This window comes from Anaerococcus tetradius ATCC 35098, from assembly GCF_000159095.1.
In the GTDB taxonomy this organism is placed as follows: Bacteria; Bacillota; Clostridia; order Tissierellales; family Peptoniphilaceae; genus Anaerococcus; species Anaerococcus tetradius.
The window spans coordinates 278,481-295,992 of sequence record NZ_GG666295.1 but is presented as its reverse complement, the minus strand read 5'-3'; the positions used below and the strand labels follow the sequence as shown (position 1 = coordinate 295,992).

General features: G+C 31.7%; 14 protein-coding genes and 2 other RNA genes. 14 read left to right on the top strand and 2 right to left on the bottom strand.

Annotation, left to right across the window (positions count from 1 at the left end):
• Positions 1-329: a transfer-messenger RNA gene (ssrA, locus tag HMPREF0077_RS10420) on the bottom strand.
• A gap of 152 nt (positions 330-481) precedes the next feature.
• Here ssrA and HMPREF0077_RS01385 point away from each other — a divergent pair.
• From HMPREF0077_RS01385 to HMPREF0077_RS01345, 9 genes are all read left to right on the top strand, one after another.
• Entirely contained in the window at positions 482-1,615 is a 1,134-nt protein-coding gene (locus HMPREF0077_RS01385) for a glucose-1-phosphate adenylyltransferase (protein WP_004836055.1), read from the top strand.
• A 1-nt stretch (position 1,616) separates the two neighbouring features.
• Positions 1,617-2,741, top strand: coding sequence for a glucose-1-phosphate adenylyltransferase subunit GlgD (glgD, locus tag HMPREF0077_RS01380; protein ID WP_004836054.1), 1,125 nt, complete (start codon positions 1,617-1,619; stop codon positions 2,739-2,741).
• Between the two features lies 1 nt (position 2,742).
• Positions 2,743-4,176 carry a glycogen synthase GlgA gene (gene glgA / locus HMPREF0077_RS01375; RefSeq protein ID WP_040349224.1) on the top strand — a complete coding sequence of 478 codons (1,434 nt, stop codon included), beginning with the start codon at positions 2,743-2,745 and terminating at the stop codon, positions 4,174-4,176.
• On the top strand, positions 4,157-6,433 hold the full coding sequence (locus HMPREF0077_RS01370; RefSeq protein WP_004836052.1) for a glycogen/starch/alpha-glucan phosphorylase: 2,277 nt from the start codon (positions 4,157-4,159) through the stop codon (positions 6,431-6,433). Before glgA ends, HMPREF0077_RS01370 begins: the two co-directional genes overlap by 20 nt.
• Complete coding sequence (gene pulA, locus HMPREF0077_RS01365) at positions 6,408-8,336, top strand: type I pullulanase (RefSeq protein ID WP_004836051.1); 1,929 nt, start codon at positions 6,408-6,410, stop codon at positions 8,334-8,336. Before HMPREF0077_RS01370 ends, pulA begins: the two co-directional genes overlap by 26 nt.
• Positions 8,326-10,020: a phospho-sugar mutase gene (locus tag HMPREF0077_RS01360; protein WP_004836050.1), complete on the top strand. Its 1,695-nt coding sequence runs from the start codon at positions 8,326-8,328 to the stop codon at positions 10,018-10,020. The genes pulA and HMPREF0077_RS01360 overlap by 11 nt, the downstream gene beginning before the upstream one ends.
• A gap of 112 nt (positions 10,021-10,132) precedes the next feature.
• Positions 10,133-10,636, top strand: coding sequence for an FHA domain-containing protein (locus tag HMPREF0077_RS01355; RefSeq protein WP_004836049.1), 504 nt, complete (start codon positions 10,133-10,135; stop codon positions 10,634-10,636).
• Positions 10,629-11,888, top strand: a complete 1,260-nt coding sequence (locus HMPREF0077_RS01350) for an FtsW/RodA/SpoVE family cell cycle protein (protein WP_040349222.1) — start codon at positions 10,629-10,631, stop codon at positions 11,886-11,888. The genes HMPREF0077_RS01355 and HMPREF0077_RS01350 overlap by 8 nt, the downstream gene beginning before the upstream one ends.
• Positions 11,881-13,404: a peptidoglycan D,D-transpeptidase FtsI family protein gene (locus HMPREF0077_RS01345; RefSeq protein ID WP_004836047.1), complete on the top strand. Its 1,524-nt coding sequence runs from the start codon at positions 11,881-11,883 to the stop codon at positions 13,402-13,404. Before HMPREF0077_RS01350 ends, HMPREF0077_RS01345 begins: the two co-directional genes overlap by 8 nt.
• On the opposite strand, the gene HMPREF0077_RS01340 is transcribed toward HMPREF0077_RS01345, so the two are convergent.
• A complete protein-coding gene (locus tag HMPREF0077_RS01340; protein WP_040349220.1) occupies positions 13,405-14,190 on the bottom strand; it encodes an NAD(+)/NADH kinase in 786 nt (261 codons plus the stop codon).
• A gap of 49 nt (positions 14,191-14,239) precedes the next feature.
• Here HMPREF0077_RS01340 and HMPREF0077_RS01335 point away from each other — a divergent pair, with 49 nt between their 5' ends.
• From HMPREF0077_RS01335 to HMPREF0077_RS01320, 5 genes are all read left to right on the top strand, one after another.
• Positions 14,240-15,082, top strand: coding sequence for an RluA family pseudouridine synthase (locus HMPREF0077_RS01335; RefSeq protein WP_004836045.1), 843 nt, complete (start codon positions 14,240-14,242; stop codon positions 15,080-15,082).
• A gap of 44 nt (positions 15,083-15,126) precedes the next feature.
• Positions 15,127-15,294: non-coding RNA, 6S RNA (gene ssrS / locus HMPREF0077_RS10415), on the top strand.
• Between the two features lie 65 nt (positions 15,295-15,359).
• The gene (locus HMPREF0077_RS01330) at positions 15,360-15,974 is read left to right on the top strand and encodes a YtxH domain-containing protein (RefSeq protein ID WP_004836044.1); all 615 of its coding nucleotides are present in this window, start codon (positions 15,360-15,362) and stop codon (positions 15,972-15,974) included.
• A 10-nt stretch (positions 15,975-15,984) separates the two neighbouring features.
• On the top strand, positions 15,985-16,428 hold the full coding sequence (locus tag HMPREF0077_RS01325; RefSeq protein ID WP_004836043.1) for a hypothetical protein: 444 nt from the start codon (positions 15,985-15,987) through the stop codon (positions 16,426-16,428).
• Positions 16,429-16,480: 52 nt separating this feature from the next.
• Entirely contained in the window at positions 16,481-17,491 is a 1,011-nt protein-coding gene (locus tag HMPREF0077_RS01320; protein WP_004836042.1) for a LacI family DNA-binding transcriptional regulator, read from the top strand.
• The last annotated feature ends 21 nt before the right edge of the window (positions 17,492-17,512 follow it).

Genomic DNA, 17,512 nt, shown 5'->3' with positions numbered 1-17,512 from the left:
TCGAACCCTTGTCCGTGGAAGATAATTCAATAGCATCTACAAGTTTAGTTATATTTATATTTTCGCATAAAAAATCAAAATACAACCAAAAATTTTTACGCTAGCTTCATAGTACTGATTGTATGGCAAAGCTTACATACAATAGTTGTCGCTTAAATTATGAAACGAATGTTAGGCTTGCGACAAGCTTAACATTCATTGCCGGCCTTAATTAGGCAGCTAGTGCGAAGTTTGCTTCGCTATTGTTGTTTGCGTTTATATTTAATTGCTAATTTACGTTTTGGCATACGACCTGCAACTAGAGATTTCCCAACCACGTCGAAACCAAGTCATCCCCATTTAGTCTATTATACTTGCTAAAAAAAGCTTGTCAAAAGGAATGATTTTGGTTAGAATATATTTAAGAAAAGGTTTATTTCAATTTATTTTTATACATTTGGGTATATATAATATATGAATGTTTCTTTTTTAAGGAGGAATTATGAGAAATTCTAATAAAATTGCAGCTATGCTTTTAGCTGGTGGACAAGGCTCTAGACTTAAAGCTTTAACTAGAGATATGGCAAAACCTGTTGTACCTTTTGGTGGAAAATACAAAATCATAGATTTTGCCTTAAGTAATTCAACAAATTCTGACATTAAGGATATAGGAGTTCTAACTCAATATAAACCACAATTATTAAATCAACATCTTGGAATTGGTGCACCTTGGGATTATGACAGAAATTTTGGCGGTCTTAGGATACTTACACCATATTATACAGAAGATGGTGGTAGGTGGTTTGAAGGAACTGCTTCAGCAATCTTTGAAAATATAAATTATCTTGACGAGGTTAATCCAGAGTATGTTTTAATTTTATCAGGAGATCACATCTACAAGATGGATTATAGGGAGCTTTTAGATGTTCATAAGAAAAATGGCGCAGATGCTACAATTGCTGTAATGGAAGTTGATTGGGATGAGGCATCTAGGTTTGGTATTATGAATACTGATGAGAATGATAGGATAGTTGAGTTTGAAGAAAAACCTCAAAATCCTAAATCAAATCTAGCTTCAATGGGAATTTATATCTTTAATTGGCAAGTTTTAAGAAGAGAATTGATAGAAGATAGTAAAAATAAAGATTCTTCTAATGATTTTGGTAAGGACATAATTCCTAAAATGCTTGCAGAGGGAATGAATTTATATGTTTATAAATTCGATGGATATTGGAAAGACGTTGGAACTGTAAGAAGTTTTTGGCAAGCTAATCTCGACTTGATTGATCCTGAAAATGAATTAGATATTTACGATGAAAATTGGAAAATTTATACAGCTTCTCTTAATTTGCCTCCTCACAGAATTGGAAAGACTGGAGAACTTTGCGATTGTCTAGTTAATGAAGCTTGCGTTATTGATGGAAAAGTTTGTAATTCTGTTTTATTTTCTAGTGTAGAAGTTGAAGAGGGAGCAGAAGTATATAATTCGGTTTTGCTTAACGGAGTTAAGGTAAAAAGTGGAGTTAAGATATATAATTGCGTAGTTGCCTCAGATATGGAAATTACTCAAAATATCGGGAAGGAAGATGACAGCAAAGTTTATTTAGTTAGCAATGAAGGTATTGAGGAGGAGTAATATGCCTAGTATAGTAGCTTTGATATATAGTTCAGAATTTGATGAAAGAAATTATGGTGCTTTGTGTAAAAGTAGACCAGATTATATGCTACCTTTTGGTGGAAGATATAGAGTTATTGACTTTGCTCTATCAAATGTTACCAATCACGATATTTCAAGGGTAGTTTTATATGCAAATAGGATGATGAGGTCTACATTAGATCATATAGGTAATGGTAAGAGTTGGGAATTAAATAGGAGAAATGGTGGTCTATTGATCAATCCTCCAAAATATTCTTCAAAAGAGAATTTAAGTGAGATTGAAACCTATTATGATACTATAAGATATTTTGAAGATCATAAATCTGATTATATATTTATTAATAACCCAATGTATATTAATAAGGTTGATATTACTGATGCAAAGGAAACCATGGAATCCAATGATTTAGATTGTTTGATTTTCTCTACCAAAACAGAAGATACAGATGGTTATTACCTAAATAGAAGAATTATTTCTTCTGATGAAGATGGTAAGCCTTCTTCTGTCGGTCTAAATCTTGGTTTGTCTGATCAGATAGATTTGTTCCTAGGTTCTATTATGATTAAGAGAGATTTATTCTTGAGAATATTGAGAATGGCTATGGAAAGGGATTCTCAAATGTCCTTCCTAAATGCTCTTTTCACTTTTGCATCTGATATGAAGATTGATTTTTATAGGCATAACAAAGAGTTTGAAATTATAACTGACATCAATTCGTTTTTTGATGCAAATATGAAGTTATTAAATAGAGCCGACTTTGATCAACTCTTCTATGAAGATGGTCTAGTTTATACTAAATCTAAGGATGAACCATCTACTTCATATACCAAGGAATCAAGTACCAAAAACTCCCTTATAGCTAATGGATCTATTATTAGGGGTAATGTAGAAAATTCTATTATTTTTAGGGGTGTTAGCATAGGAAAGGGAGCAGTTGTTAAAAATTCTATTATTTTCCAAGATTCAGTTATATCAGATGGAGCAATTCTAAATTATGCTATAACTGACAAGGGAACTTATGTAGGTAAAGATACAAGGTTATTTGGTAATAGATCACATCCATATGTTACAGCTAAGGATGAAGAATTGGAGAAAGGAATCTAAGATGAACGTTCTTTTTCTTACGGGAGAAGCAGTTCCTTTTATTAAGACAGGAGGCCTTGCCGATGTGGCGGGGGCTCTTCCAAAGGAATTGGTAAAAAAAGGTGTTGATTGTAGGGTTGTTCTTCCATTGTATAAGTCTATAGGTGAAGAATTTAGGCTCAAAATGGAAAAAGTCACAGAATTTTTTGTGGATTTAGATTGGAAGCATCAGTATGCTGGTGTCTATCAATTAAAATGGGATGGAGTTATTTTCTATTTTATCGACAATCTTGAGTATTTTGACAGAGATGGAATCTACGGATATGATGATGACGCTGAAAGATTTATATATTTTTCTAAAGCGTGTACTTTGCTAGGCAAAGAAATAAATTTCAAGCCAGACATAATCCATACTAATGATTGGCATACTGCCATGGTTAATGTATTCGTAAATGATTTTAGAAAAGGCGATTCTTATTATGATGATGTGAGAAGCTTATTTACAATACATAATTTGAAATATCAAGGGGTTTTTGATCCTGATAATCTAAGGCTAGCTGGATTAGATGGTTCATATTTTAATGAAAATGATCTTAAATATTTCGATGCTATTAACTTCGTTAAGGGTGGAATAGTGCATTCTAGTGCATTAAATACTGTATCTGAAAATTACGCAAGAGAAATACAATATCCATTCTATGGGGAAGGACTCGATGGAGTTATTAGAAAATATGCTTATAAATTAAGTGGAATAGTTAATGGGGTAGATTTTGATATTTGGGATCCTGCAACAGATGCTGTGATATCGTCTAACTATAGTGCAAATAAAATTGATGGAAAAGTAGAAAACAAACTTGAATTACAAAAAATGTATGGACTTCCTGAAAGAAGTGATGTGCCTCTTATAGGTATCTGTTCAAGACTTACCGAGATGAAGGGTTTGGACTTAGTAAGATACATAATGGATGAGTTATTACAAGAAGATGTTCAGTTTGTCGTGTTAGGAACTGGCGATTATACTTACGAAGAGATGTTTAAGTATTTTGAATGGAAATATCCTGACAAAGTAGCGGCAAGAATCTATTATAGTGGCGATGAAAGTCATAAAATCTATGCAGGAAGTGACTTTTATCTAATGCCAAGTATATCCGAACCTTGTGGTATAAGTCAGTTGATAGCTATGAGATACGGATCCTTACCAATAGTAAGGGAAGCTGGTGGTCTAAAAGACACAGTTAGTCCATATAATGAATTTACAGGAGAGGGGACTGGATTTTCTTTCGCAAATATCAATGCTCATGAGCTTCTTTTCTGCATAAAAGATGCATTAAAATTATATAAGGATAATAAGGAAGCTTTTGATAAATTGGTAATTAATGCTATGGAGCAAAATAATGATTGGGAGAAATCCGGAGAAAAGTATTTAGATTTATACAATGAAATTAAAGCAAAATAGAAACAAAGAAAGAAAGCTATTAAAAAGAATACAAAGTTTTTTGTATTCTTTTTATGCGAAAAATGCAAATAATGCTAGAATTAATGAAGTTTATGACTGCCTGTGCAGGGCATTAATGGAAGATATAGGTGAAATTTGGGTTGAAAGTAAATCCGATGAGAGTGAATTTGAGGTATATATTCTAAGTTTCGAATACCTGCCTGGTAAATTCATAGAAAGAAATATTGCTAAGCTCAATAAAGAAGAAGAAATTAGAGAAGTTTTAAGAGAAATAGGTTTTTCATATGAAGAAGTGATAGCTTTTGAAAAAGAAGCTAGTCTGGGTGTAGGAGACATTGGCATCGGCTCAAGTTATCTAATAAATGAATTGGCTAATAGAAAGATTAGATCTGTTGCCTACGCTTTGCGTTATGAGAATGGAAATCTCAAACAAAAATTAATTGATGGAATGCAGGTAGAATATTCTGATTATTGGCTAGCAGAAGGATCAAATTGGGAACACAAAAAGGGTTTCTCTTACGAATTAAACATAGATGGAAAAAAACATAAATCAATTGCCCATGATGTGGCAATACTAAATGACAGGGCGGATTTTGTTTCGACACTTAGGCTTCTACAATCAGAACCAACAAAGGCAGTTAGCTATGCTGACTTTACCAGAGGCGATATATTTAAAGCCTATGATGATTACATAAGCACTAGTTCCATCAACCAATTTCTTTATATAGATGACTCTTCCTACGATGGAAAGCTTCTAAGGCTTAAGCAGGAATATTTCTATTCAGCAAGTGCAATAAGGGATATTATCAAAAGATATATGAACAGATATGAGAGTATTGATGGAATAGATGAGAGAGTGAAAATCTTTGCTCATGATATCCATCCTACTATTGCTCTAGCTGAGTTTATCAGAATCCTAAATAGTCGTTTTCATATAAGTATAAAAGAGGCTATTTTTATAGCGAGGAGAGTTTTTGAACATATGGCTTTTTCTATTACTGGTGATAGCCTTGAAACTTATCCGGTAGATATGATTAAAAGAGTAAATCCAGAAATTCTTGATACGATAATACTAATTCAGGATGTGTTAATTAAAGAAGATCCAAGTTATTATTTGATTAAGAATGGATATGTTTTGTTTAAAAATATCAACCTTGCTCTATCTAACGATTATATATTCCTATCAAAAATATTAAAAGAAGAGAAAACTGCTATTAGGAAGCTATCATACACTAATTTTGGTACAGATAGGCTTATGTATGCAGAACAAAATAATTATAGATTAATGGAAATCTTCCAAAAAAATGGAATATCAGATTTATCTGTAGGGGAGATTTTAAAAATTGACAAACTAAGAAATAAGGGAAGTTTTATTGATGATTTAGAAGAAGTTAAATATAGAAATAAGCTCGACTTAATAAAATTATCTGGTGAAAAACTCAATCCTTATTCTATATTTGATGTACATTTATCCATAGTTCATGAAAGTAAAAGACAAATCCTTAATGCTTTGGCTATTGCTTATAAGTATTATTTAATTAAACAAAATACCAATTTGAGAGTTACTCCTTGTACTTACGTTTTTGCAGGTAAGGCAAATGTGGGATATTTTATGGCCAAGGAAACTATTAAATTTATACTTGCCCTAAAAAAGATGATTGATAAGGATAAGTTCATAAGAGAAAAGATAAAAATTATTTTTGTTGAAGACGTAAATGTATTTAAGTCAAAGATTATTTTAAGGGCTGGTGATATTTACAATAACATGACCCTCGCAACTCTCGATAACCAAGATTTTCATATGTTAAACTCAGCCTTCAATATGTCAAATATTTTAACTAGCCAAGGTGGAATTAGCAAGAATATCTCCGAGAAGAATTCCTTCTATAAATTAGGAGATACTTACAAGATAATAATTGATGATGGTCTTTTTGCTAGATATGATGCAAATAATTTCTACTACAATAATGATATGGTAAAATATACGGTAGATAATCTAATAAGAGAAAGTTATGAAAATTTCCCATATGATTTTAAAGTGATGTATGACCAAATCATGATGTACAATGACTCTTTTAGAGTTTTTAAGGATTTGAGCGATTTAGTCGATAAGAGAAGACAGATTGAAACTGAATATTTAGATAAGGATAAGTGGGTCAACAACGAAATAGACAATATACTATGGGCAAATAATTTTAAATTAGATAATAAAATTATAAGGAACGGTATTGATGGTAGACAAAACAACCGCATTTGAAGAAAAAATTAAAAATCTTACTTACGAGAAAATAGAAGATGAAAAGCTTGGGGCAATCTATAGCAAAGAGAAAACTATCTTTAGAGTATTTTCACCCACTAGTGAGTCGGTAGAACTTCTCATAAGTGATGATTATAGAAAAACTAGAAAAGATAAATATCCTATGAAAAGAAACGAACTGGGCATATGTGAAATTTCTCTAGAAGGTGACTTAAAAGGATATTTCTATAATTATTTAGTCGATGGAAAATACGAAGTTACAGATCCTTATTCTTTTTCATCATCAATTAACAGTTTGGCTTCTGCAGTAATAGATTTAAAAGATAGCGACCCTTGTGGTTTTAGAGAGCAAAAATCTCCTGATAATAAAGAAGAAGATGCCATAATCTATGAAATGAGTGTCAAAGATTATACAGCAGATATTAGTAGTGGTGTAAAAAATATGGGCAAGTATCTCGGTCTTAGTGAAGAAGATACAAAATTTAAGGGTGTTAAGACTGGGATTGACAATATTAAGGAATTAGGTATAAGCCATGTCCAACTTCTTCCTATATATGACTTCATATCAGTTGACGAAGATGATGCCAAGTTTTTTGATGATGATAATTATAACTGGGGTTATGATCCAGAATTATATTTTGCTCCCGAAGGCTCCTATGCGACAGATCCCTACGACCCGATTTCTAAAATAAAAGAATTAAAAAAGATGGTTCAGGCCTTTCATAAAAATAATATTTCGGTTGTTATGGATGTTGTTTACAATCACACCTTCAAATCCTACGATTCTAATTTAGAAACTTTAGCTAAAGGGTATTATCATAGGATGAATGATGATGGAAGTTTTTCTAACGGCTCAGGAGTTGGCAATGAAATTAACAGTCAAAATCCTTTTGTTAGAAAGCTTATAATTGATTCGCTCTGCCATTGGGCTAGGGAATACAAAATTGACGGTTTTAGATTTGATTTGATGGCCCTAATTGATATAGATACGATACAGCTCGCCCTCAAAAAACTTAGAAGAATAAATCCTAATATAATTATATATGGTGAACCTTGGATGGCTTTTTATTCTCCATTAGCTTTTGATAAACAAATTCTTAAGGGATCTCAAAGATCAAAATCCTTTGCGGTTTTTAATGATGATTTCAGAGATGCTATAAAGGGAGATGCAAATGGTTACGAAAAAGGATATATACAGGGGATTTTCTCTAATAAGTTGGCTGTAGAAACTGGTATAGCAGGATCAATTGCCTATGATGAGAAGAGAATTGGCTTTACTGATAAGGCTAGTGAGACAATAAACTATTTTAACTGTCATGATAATCTGATTTTATATGATAAGCTTGCTATATCTTTGAATGAATATAATAATATAGATGATTATGTAAAGTTGGCTTTAGGAATTATCTTTTTGTCTTTCGGTAAGCCTTTTATCTATGAAGGCAATGAGTTTAATCATAGTAAAAATAACGATGCTAACTCTTATAGATCACCCCTTAGGAATAATTCGGTTAAATGGCAAGATAAGCTTGACAATATGGATATATTTAACTACCTTAAAGCTCTAATCGAAATAAGGAAATCGATGGAAGTATTTAGCCATACGGATGCTCAATTTATTAGGGATAATTTAAGTTTTATGGAAAATGTTCCAGATTCTTCAATAATATATAAAATTAAAAATGAAGATGATACTTATTTAATTGCAATTAATGCTTTAGATGATAGATTTTTCCTTGATAAAGAAAGTTTGAACAGCTTTATAGGCTATCCTACTTACAAAATTAGAAAAATCTTTTCTAAAGAGGGTATAAATAAGACAGATGAAGATATTAGCGAAGCTTTAATTATTGAAGGTAAATCAGTTAATGTATTTAAGTTAGGAGTAGAAAATGGATTATAAAGAAATTTACAAAAAATGGTTAGAAGACGATAGATTTGATGATGAAACAAAAAAAGATCTTTTAAGTATAAAGGATGATGATGAAGAAATAAAAGATAGGTTCCACCAATCACTAAAGTTTGGAACAGCAGGTCTTCGTGGTAAATTAGGTGCTGGTACAAACAGGATGAATGTTTATAATGTTGCTCAAGCTACTCAAGGCTTTGCTGATACCATAGCCGAAGCTGGCGATGAAGCTAAGAAAAAGGGCGTGGCAATTGCCTATGATGTGAGACATAAATCTGAAGAATTCGCAAAAGTTACCGCCGAAGTTTTCGCTGCAAATGGCATCAAGGTATATATCCACAAGGAAATTCAACCTACACCAGTTTGTTCATATACAATTAGGAAATTAGGAAATGTTGCTGGAGTTATGGTAACAGCCAGCCACAATCCAAGGGAATACAACGGCTATAAGGCTTATAACCATGAAGGTAGTCAAATTCTTGATGAAACTGCTGATAAAATTTTAGGTCATATAGCTGAACATCCAGACTTTTTCGAGATTCCAAGAATGGATTTTGATAAAGCCTTAGAGGAAGGCATAGTTGAATATGTTGATGACCAATTAATCGAAGATTACATCAAGGAAGTAAAGGCATGCACAATTAATGATGAAGCTATAGATAAAAATATCAATGTAGTATATACACCTCTTAACGGATGTGGAAACAAATTGGTAAGAAGGATTCTTGATGAAAGAGGATTTAAGAATGTCCATATTGTTAAAGAACAAGAAAATCCAGATCCTGACTTTACTACAGTAGGCTATCCAAATCCAGAAGACCCAAAAGCTTTCAAATATTCAGAAACTTTAGGAAAAGAAGTTGGGGCTGACCTACTACTAGCAACTGATCCTGATTCAGATAGATGTGCTGTTGAAATTAGGGATAAAGATGGCGAATATAAATTCCTAACTGGTAACTTAATTGGTTCTTTGTTGGCAAATTATATTCTAGAAGCCCTAGCAGCCAAGGGTCAACTACCAGAAAATGGTGCAGTTGTAAAATCACTAGTATCAACTGATCTAGTTAAGCCAATAGCTAACAAATATGGCGTAAGGGTATATGACGTTCTAACAGGCTTTAAAAATATTTATGCCGTTGCAAATGAATTGGATGAAAATGAAAGTGGTAAATTCATCTTTGGCTTTGAAGAAAGTATTGGTTACAACTATAAGGACTTTGTAAGGGATAAGGATGCAGTAAATTCAGCAATGATGATAACAGAGATGGCTGCATATTACAAAGAAAGAAATAAGAGCTTACTTGATGTAATAGAAGATTTGTTTAAAGAATTTGGATATTATTCTAATGATGTTATATCTATAGTTCTTGAAGGTCTTGACGGTCAAGAGAGAATATCTAGAATTATGAGCAAAGTTAGGAATAATCCAATAAAAGAACTTTGCGGACTTAAAGTTAAAACAATAGTCGACTATCAAAAGGATGAAACAGGTCTACCAAAATCTAATGTTTTGAAATATTATCTAGAAGATAATTCATGGTTTGCTCTAAGACCTTCTGGAACAGAGCCTAAAATCAAGCTATACATTAATGCAATAGGAGAAAGTTCAGGTAAATCTCAAGAAAAATTAAAGGGAATTAATGACTTCATGCAAGAGGTAATTAATTCAATCGAATAAGTTAAAGTAGCTACCCTTAGCTAGGTCTAACTAGCTTTGGGTTGCTTTTTATTTTACAAAATACTTGAACTTTCCATCAAACTGAAATATTATATATCAAAAGGAGATAAAAATGGAAAGTTTTTTTAATGTAATAGATAAAATATTTTCAGTAAATGTTTTTGGAAGTTTAACATTATACCAATTAATATCAACTATATTGAAATACATTTTTGTATTTATAGTTTTTTATTTTATATATTCTATTATCAGGATTATATATTACGATGTAAGGACCACTCTAAAAAAGGAATCAAAATCAGATACATATTTAAAACTTTTAAACTTAAATGAAAAATTTTCTTTTACAGTTCAAGAATTTTATTTTCTGGCATCTGATAATACTATAGGTCGAGATGATAGAAATAGCATTTGTATAAAGGATAAGTTTCTATCAAAGTTTCATGCTAGGATTGTTGAGGACGATGGAATTTACTTTATAGAAGACCTAAAATCAGCTAATGGAACTTATCTAAATAGCGAGAAAATCACTGATGCTATTGAATTAAAGTCTAATGATTTGATTAATATTGGTAAATTACAATTTTTGTTTGTCCAAGGTGATGGAAATGAATAGAATTAAAAATCTCACCCTTAATAAAGAAAGGGCTCAGAGGAAGGCAGTATTCTTGCTTATGATTTTTGAGTTCTTATCTTTATCAATGTCATTAATTTATAATATTGAGCACATCAAAAACGTGGATTTTATAACATACCTAGCCATTCTTTTGGCGACTTTTTTATCTACATTTTTGATAAATAAAGTCATTAAATCGGACGGCATCCTTCTTATGATAGTCAACATGCTTTTTTCTATAGGTGTAGCTGTTATATATAGGTTAGACCCTTCACTTGGAAGAAAGCAGTTACAATATTATCTAGTCGGTTTGTTTATGTTCTTTGTAACATATAGAATTATGAAATCATATAACGCTTGGCATAATTTGTCGAAATTTTATGTAGCTATATCAATAGTCCTATTTATTTTCACTTTGATTTTCGGCTCTAATATTAGCGGAGCTAAAAACTGGATATATTTAGGACCAATAACTATACAGCCTTCAGAATTTATCAAGGTACCATTGGCCTTTTTCATAGCAAGTTTTTACACTCATTATAATGAGATATGCAAGAAGCCTTTTGGAAAGTATTATATGAACTTGATAATATTTGTCTTTATAGGATTTTTATTTTTACAAAAAGACCTAGGAACAGCACTAATATTCTTTTCAACTATGATACTTAGCCAATTTGTATATGACAGGGATAGAAAGCTAATTGTCGCTAATCTATTAGCTATGATTTTAGGCTCAATAATTGCCTATCATCTGTTCAGTCACGTACAAATAAGGGTTGCTACATGGAAAGATCCTTGGTCAGATATTGATGCTACAGGCTACCAAATAACCCAGGCCCTGTTTGCTATGGCGAGTGGAGGATTATTCGGAAGTGGTATTGGTCTAGGAAGACCTGATTTTATACCTGTTGCAGAGTCAGACTTTATTTTTTCTGCTATCTGCGAAGAAATGGGTATTTTCATGGGCATAGCTGTAGTATTATTGTTTATGATTCTCGTATATAGGGCTATAAAGATTTCTTTGATACAAAAAGATAAGTTTTATTCTATATTAGCCTTCTGTATAGGGATACTTTTTGCCTTCCAGACTTTTATTATACTGGGTGGAGTATTAAAGCTTATACCCCTAACAGGTGTAACACTTCCCTTCATCAGTCAAGGAGGTTCTTCCATGATTGCTGGCTTCATTTTATTAGCTTGCCTTCAATATTGTGGAGAGGAAATTAAATATGGTGATGAAATAAATGAATAAGGATAATAATTTAGATAAAAAAAGGAACAATTTTCAATCTTTGATAGATAAAATTCTAAAGTTTGAAGAAGAAAAAAGATTAGAAGATAATGAAAAGCTAAATATTCTATCAAAAACCACTTTGAATAAGAGGCTTGTATATGCAATGATATTTTTTATAGCCTTATTTTTGACTCTAGCTTTATACTTGGTCTATTTTCAACTTTTTAAGAGAAGTGAAATTGAAAACAACTCTCATAATAGAAGACTATGGGTTAATGAAGATAACATAAAAAGAGGCGATATTTATGACCGCAATGGAAATGTCCTAGCCCATAGCGAAGAAAATAGCGATGGTAGCCAATATAGGGTGTACAATTACGGAGCAAGTGCATCTTCAATAACTGGATACTCATCAAAAACTTATGGTAAATCTGGTATTGAAAAAACATACAACAAAGAACTTTTAGCTATAAGCGATGAAAATCTATCCAACTTTAGAAAGATGGTCATAAAAAACGAAGTAGGTAATGATGTTCATTTGACAATGGATCAGAATATTCAAAATATAGTTTATGAGAATATGAAGGGGATTGTAGGAGCTTGTGTGGTTATGAATCCAACTACTGGAGAAATTTTAGCCCTAGTATCCAATCCGACCTATGATCCAAATAATGTAGATGAGAATTGGGATGAACTAATCCAAAACACCTACGGACCTTTAGTAAATAGGGCAACTTCTGGATCATATAGACCAGGATCTACCTTTAAAATTGTAACTGCTACAGGTATTCTAGACTATAACATAGATACAAGTTACTTTGATGATGGGGTAGAGAAAGTTCAAGGATATAACATCAAAAACTTCTCTGACCAAACCTTTGGTCAACTTAATTTAAGGTCTGCATTCGTAAATTCAGTTAATACTTATTTTGCAGCAAAAACTAATTTGATTGGTCATGAAAAATATGAAAAATTAGCCGGAAAATTTATGATAAATAAGGATTATGATTTTGATTTGGAAAAAAATAAATCTATAATACCTTTTAAAGATTTAAATGATGTCGACTTAGCTATGACTGGTTTTGGTTATGGTAAGAGTCAAATTACTCCCCTACACATGGCTATGATAACCTCAGCCATTGCTAATAATGGAAAGATGATGCAACCAAGGCTTGTAAAGAAGATTGTCGATAAGGATGGAAAGGTTGTTTCTGAAAGAAAAGCAAAAGTCCTATCTGAAGTGACAAGTCCTGATACTGCAAATATTATAAGAGATATGATGGTGGCAGTTGTAAACTATGGAACAGGAACTAGTGCTTATCTAGATTCTGTTCAAATTGCAGGAAAAACTGGAACAGCTGATAAAGAAAATGGATTACTTGATGCTTGGTTTGTTGGTTTTGCTCCAGCCTATGATCCTAATTTGGCAATTGCCCTAGTAGTCGAAGACAGCGAGGATACTGGAGGAGTAGCCGCTGCTCCTATAGCGAGGGACATTATAAGAGAAATCTATCAAAATGTAAATATTAACTAATCACATTAACTTATTCTTGATATTATTCCAGTAATGGTTTCTATTGAGAATAAGTTTTTTTATTTTAGTATCAGAAACATTGATTCTAATTTTATAATCCTTAGCAGAATATTCTCTGCCATCAAAAATGAAGACTGTATGAAAATTGTCTCTTTTAGAAATAGAAATATCAATTGTGGCATCATTCGGAAGCACGACAGGAGACCTTAAGGCCTTATTCATGTTAGAATAAATTGGTGCGATGGGTGTTAATTGAAAACCATTTAAAGATTGATGAAGAATGGCGCCTCCTGCAGATAAGTTGTAAGCAGTAGATCCATGAGGTGTAGAAATAATAAGGCCATCACCTGAATAATACTCAATAAAATTACCGTCTATAAAAACTTTTAATCTAACAATTTGATTTCGATTGCTTTTTATTACTACTTCATTTATAGAATTAATCTTTTTTCCTGCAAGGTGTGACTCTAGGACTGATAAATTTTCTACCCTATAATCTTTTTGATCGAAGGATCTTATAAAACTTTCTATCATATTTGTTTCAACTTCTTGATAAAAACCTAGATGACCTGTATTTATACCGATAAAGGGTATATCAGAAAATTCTGATTGATGAACAGCGTTAAGGAAGGTGCCATCGCCACCGATAACTAGATTTAATATAGCATCATGTTCATAACTACTTGTTAAAATATAGCCATAATTGTTGAAAATATTCTTGCACTTTTGATATATTGATTTTGAAAATTTTGATTTATTCTTAAATACATTAACCTTGTTTGTCATTTCCTTCACCTCTCATATAGTATAATATATTATATCATAAGGATGGCATATGAAATACATAAAATATAAAATTAATAATAATATTACTGTCCGAAAGTTTTTGGAAGCTAAAGATTATTCTAAGAGAAGTATAGATGAAATTTTGAATTCTGCTTATCTTCTAAATGGAAAGCTTAAAAATAAAAGCTTTGATTTAAAAAAAGGCGACGAGTTTAAAATTATTATTGAGGATGAAGATTTAGACTATGAGCCAATAGAAGGAAAATTAAAAGTACTTTTTGAGGATGCTAATAGCCTTGTAGTAAGTAAAACTTCAAATTTAACAGTCAATTCCAAAAATCAAGTGAATTTATCCAACTATCTGGCCTATTATTTTAAAGAAAATGATATAAGGAATAAGATTAGATTAGTAAATAGACTTGACATGAATACTTCAGGCTTAATGCTTGTCGCAAAAAATAAATATGCTCATGCTTATTACCAAAGGCAAGTAGAAAATAATTTGATTAAGAAAAAATATTTGGCAGTTGTTGATCCTAATACTGACTTAGATTTACTCTATGAAGCAAGAATCTCTTATGATGAGGAGAATAAAAAGTATATAGCTAGTAATAATGGGAAATTAGCTAGGACTTATTTCAAAACAATTGATAAGAATGATAGTTATTCCCTCATAGAATGTGAAATTTTTACAGGAAAAACTCATCAAATTAGGGTGAGTCTACAAAGTCTAGGTCACCCAATTTACGGAGATAAGTTGTACGGCTCAGATAAGGATTTAGATAGATTTTTACTACATTCATACAAGTTAGAATTCAAAACTTTTATAGATGAGGAAAACATCAAATTAGAAGATTGGCCGAATTTCATGACATTTCTTTGTGAAAAGTGAAAACAATTTGATTTGCAAAAATCCTTTTCATATTATATAATTAATATATCCTAAGGTGTTTGGTCCAAATTTAAACCTACAACTTTTATAAGGGATTGCGGAGTTCTAACTTTGATGGCAAGCCTCCTTCGAGAGGACGTCAGAGATTTTAGACAGCTTGCCCACCTTCACTTACGCGAAGGTCTTAAAGATAGGGCCCCCTTGGGATTTAATTAAATTGGTTATAATTTGACCTATAAGGGTATGAATATAGTAGAATTAAATAAAAGGAGATAATATGTCAATATCAGATTATATCGAACAAAAAGCACTAGCTAAAAAGAGAGAATTAAAATACGAAATTTGGAAAGCTAAAAATCATGATAGCAGAATGAGAGCACAAGGAGCTATTTTGGGAACATTACTTGGGGCTGCTGCAGGTCTACTATTGGCTCCAAAATCTGGAAGAGAAACTAGGGCAGATATAGTTGATGCCTTTAATGATACTGTTGATACAGTAAGAGATAGCGCTAAGACAGCAGTAGATAATGCTAAAGATGGTTATGAAGATTTAAGATTCAGAGCTTATACTGATTTGAAGCCAATCAAAGATGGTTTTGAACATGGAAGTGAAATTGTAAAAGAATCAGGTAGCAAAATCAAAGAAGCTTCAATAGATGCACTTGAAAATATCAAAGACGGAGCTAGAGAAGTTAAGGATATAGTAAAAGAAGGTGCCAAAGAGGCAAAGGATGTTGCTAAAGAAACTGGAAAAGAAGTTAAGAAAGATGCTGAAAAAGCAAAAGATCAAGCAAAAGATGCTGCTAAAGATGTGAAAAAAGAAGCGGAAAATACAGCAAAAGAAGTTAAAGAAGAAGATAAGAAGGCAAAGAAAGAAACCAGTAAAAACTAAGGAGAATTAGATGCTAACAATTAATGTAAATCTTCTTGGTAACATAATACTAACAGTCTTGGGAATTATTGCCTTGGTGTTTTTGATATTGTTATTAAAAAATATCAATTCATTAATCCAAAAAATCCAAGGAGTTCTTGACAAGAATTCTGATAATCTTGATCAAGTGATAGATAAATTACCTAGATTAGCTGCTGAAGCTAATACTCTTGTAGAAAATGTTAATTCAATCGTAGCTGATCCTAATCTAAAGATGGCAATAGCTAAAGCTAATGATACTATGACAAATGTAAATAGCATCACCGACGACATAAGAGATACTGTAAGTTATGTAGGAGTTACTGCTGTTGACAGTGTTGATACATTAGGTGCTGGAGTTGCCTCTATTACAGACTATTCGACATTAATTATGGATGTAATTGATATAGCGAGAAATGTAATATCAGGTAGATAAAGTTAAGGTCATCGACGATGGCCTTTATTATTTCATAATTTAAGGAGGGAAAATGGGTCAACCAACAATTAAAGATGTAGCTAAACTTGCTGGCGTATCAATCTCTACTGTATCCAGAGTGATGAATAATTCTAAGCCTGTAAGTCCTGAAGCAAGAAAAAAAGTTCTTGATGCTATAAATAAACTTGATTTTAAACCAAATGAGCTTGCTAGATCATTAGTTATGAGAAAGTCAAATTTGGTTGGTGTCATAGTTGAAGATATTGGCATTGAATATATGGCTCAACTTATTAGAGGCATAGAGGAAATAGGTAGGGTATATAAATACGATATTTTACTTTCAAGTTCTTATGGTGATGAGGAAGCCTTAGAAAACTCAATAGATTTTTTGGCTACCAAACAAGTAGAAGGTCTTGTTATTATAACAGAAAACATATCACCAGAAGTTTTGGTAAAATTAAGAGATAGAAGGATACCTTTTGTACTATTAGATAAGTATCATACTTATAAAAATGTTAAGTCAGTAAAGATTGACTACGCCCAAGAGGAAAAGAAACTTGTGGAAAATCTTATAAAAGCTGGTCATGATAATATTTTATATATCAATCATGATGATAATAATATACTTAATGAAAATATGCTAAGAGGTTATAAAGAAGCAGTTGAATCTTGTGGCAAGAAAGCATATGTTTATGATACAAAAGGTATAAAATCAGACGATGGCTACAATATCGGAGAAGATGTAATTAAATTAGTCAAAGAAAAAAATATTACAGCGGTTTCTTGTGTAAATGATGAGGTAGCTATAGGTTTTATAAACTATTGCGTTGATAACAATATATCTGTTCCTGATGATTTATCTGTAACCGGTTTTGGCGATTCAAATATAGCAAGTATCTATAGACCAAAGGTAAGTACAGTAGCTATTCCATATTATGATATTGGAGCTATATCTATACGTGCTTTGATTAAAAGAATCAAGGAAGAAGAAGATATTCTAGAAGAAGATTGGATTATAGATGGTCAAATCATAAAGAGAGAATCTACCAAGGCTATAAATTAATGATAAATGGATTTATTGTTA

Excerpts from the sequence above, each read along its gene's own strand:
- HMPREF0077_RS01385 (WP_004836055.1), top strand. The coding sequence starts at position 482 with ATGAGAAATTCTAATAAAATTGCAGCTATGCTTTTAGCTGGTGGACAA.
- glgD (WP_004836054.1), top strand. The coding sequence starts at position 1,617 with ATGCCTAGTATAGTAGCTTTGATATATAGTTCAGAATTTGATGAAAGA.
- glgA (WP_040349224.1), top strand. The coding sequence starts at position 2,743 with ATGAACGTTCTTTTTCTTACGGGAGAAGCAGTTCCTTTTATTAAGACA.
- HMPREF0077_RS01370 (WP_004836052.1), top strand. The coding sequence starts at position 4,157 with ATGAAATTAAAGCAAAATAGAAACAAAGAAAGAAAGCTATTAAAAAGA.
- pulA (WP_004836051.1), top strand. The coding sequence starts at position 6,408 with ATGGTAGACAAAACAACCGCATTTGAAGAAAAAATTAAAAATCTTACT.
- HMPREF0077_RS01360 (WP_004836050.1), top strand. The coding sequence starts at position 8,326 with ATGGATTATAAAGAAATTTACAAAAAATGGTTAGAAGACGATAGATTT.
- HMPREF0077_RS01355 (WP_004836049.1), top strand. The coding sequence starts at position 10,133 with ATGGAAAGTTTTTTTAATGTAATAGATAAAATATTTTCAGTAAATGTT.
- HMPREF0077_RS01350 (WP_040349222.1), top strand. The coding sequence starts at position 10,629 with ATGAATAGAATTAAAAATCTCACCCTTAATAAAGAAAGGGCTCAGAGG.
- HMPREF0077_RS01345 (WP_004836047.1), top strand. The coding sequence starts at position 11,881 with ATGAATAAGGATAATAATTTAGATAAAAAAAGGAACAATTTTCAATCT.
- HMPREF0077_RS01340 (WP_040349220.1), bottom strand. The coding sequence starts at position 14,190 with ATGACAAACAAGGTTAATGTATTTAAGAATAAATCAAAATTTTCAAAA.
- HMPREF0077_RS01335 (WP_004836045.1), top strand. The coding sequence starts at position 14,240 with ATGAAATACATAAAATATAAAATTAATAATAATATTACTGTCCGAAAG.
- HMPREF0077_RS01330 (WP_004836044.1), top strand. The coding sequence starts at position 15,360 with ATGTCAATATCAGATTATATCGAACAAAAAGCACTAGCTAAAAAGAGA.
- HMPREF0077_RS01325 (WP_004836043.1), top strand. The coding sequence starts at position 15,985 with ATGCTAACAATTAATGTAAATCTTCTTGGTAACATAATACTAACAGTC.
- HMPREF0077_RS01320 (WP_004836042.1), top strand. The coding sequence starts at position 16,481 with ATGGGTCAACCAACAATTAAAGATGTAGCTAAACTTGCTGGCGTATCA.